The organism is Halorubrum sp. Atlit-26R (assembly GCF_003666015.1).
Classification (GTDB): domain Archaea; phylum Halobacteriota; class Halobacteria; order Halobacteriales; family Haloferacaceae; genus Halorubrum.
Map to the genome: position 1 here is coordinate 1 of NZ_QPLT01000075.1, position 1,205 is coordinate 1,205.

Sequence of the window (1,205 nt, forward strand, 5' to 3'; positions counted from 1 at the left end):
AACTGAAGCCCTACGAGTACAGCGAGTTTCTCGACTACGTCGAGGCAATCCGGAACAGCTACTGGGTACACACGGAGTTCAACTTCGACGGCGACGTCCAAGACTTCAAGGTCAACACGACTCCCGCCGAGCAGACCGTTATCAAGCGGACGATGCTGGCTATCGCGCAGATCGAGGTGCAGGTGAAGACGTTCTGGTCGGATATCTACGAGGAGATGCCCAAAGCCGAGGTCGGGAACGTGGGCATGACCTTCGCGGAAAGCGAGGTGCGGCACATGGACGCCTACAGTCACCTACTGGACGTCTTGGGGATCACGGACGACTTCGAGCAGGTGACCGAGGAGCCGGCGATCAAAGAGCGGATCGCGTATCTCGACGAGTACCTGGAGAAGAGCGAGAGCGACGACGAACGGGAGTACGTGATGAGCATCCTGCTGTTCAGTACGTTCGTCGAGCACGTGTCGCTGTTCAGCCAGTTCCTCATCATGACGAGCTTCGACAAGCACGAAAAGAAGTTCAAAGGGATAGCGAACGCCGTCGAAGCGACCAGCAAGGAGGAGCAGATCCACGGGCTGTTCGGAGTCGAGTTAGTGGAGACGATCAGAGCGGAGAACCCGGACCTCTTCGACGACGACTTCGAGGCGGACGTCCAAGAGGCCTGTCGGCAGGCCTACGAGGCGGAGACCGAGATACTGGATTGGATATTCGCCGACGGCGAGCTGGAGTTCCTCCCCCGGGCGCACGTCGACGCGTTCCTGCGAGACCGGTTCAACCGGAGCCTCGAAAACGTCGGCGTGGAACCGATATTCGAGACGGACGACGACCTGCTCGAGGAGACGCGCTGGTTCGACGAGGACATCATGATGACGAAGGATAACGACTTCTTCAGCAAGCGGTCGACCACGTACAACAAACACACGCAGAGCGTTACCGCGGAGGACATGTTCTAACGATGGCACAAACGGAACTCGACAGCGTTGCGCAACAGCATAAGGAACCGTTCTACTGGCTGAACGAGGACAGTCGGGAGTTCCTCAGAGAGGGATACCTGCTCGAGGGGGTCGAAGCGGAGGAGCGAGTCAGACAGATAGCGGAGCGCGCCGAAGAGATCCTCGGTGAAGAGGGGTTCGCGGACAGGTTCTACGAGTACATGAGCCGCGGGTTCTACAGTCTCGCCAGCCCGATATGGTCTAACTTCGGCTTAG

General features: G+C 58.4%; 2 protein-coding genes. Both read left to right on the forward strand.

What is annotated here, in order from left to right; all coding sequences use genetic code 11:
• A partial coding sequence (locus DVK07_RS19330) for a ribonucleotide-diphosphate reductase subunit beta (RefSeq protein ID WP_121598497.1) occupies window positions 1–950 on the forward strand: 950 nt, incomplete at its 5' end.
• A gap of 2 nt (window positions 951–952) precedes the next feature.
• Window positions 953–1,205: ribonucleotide reductase N-terminal alpha domain-containing protein (locus DVK07_RS19335; RefSeq protein ID WP_342765652.1), on the forward strand; the 253-nt coding region annotated here is incomplete at its 3' end.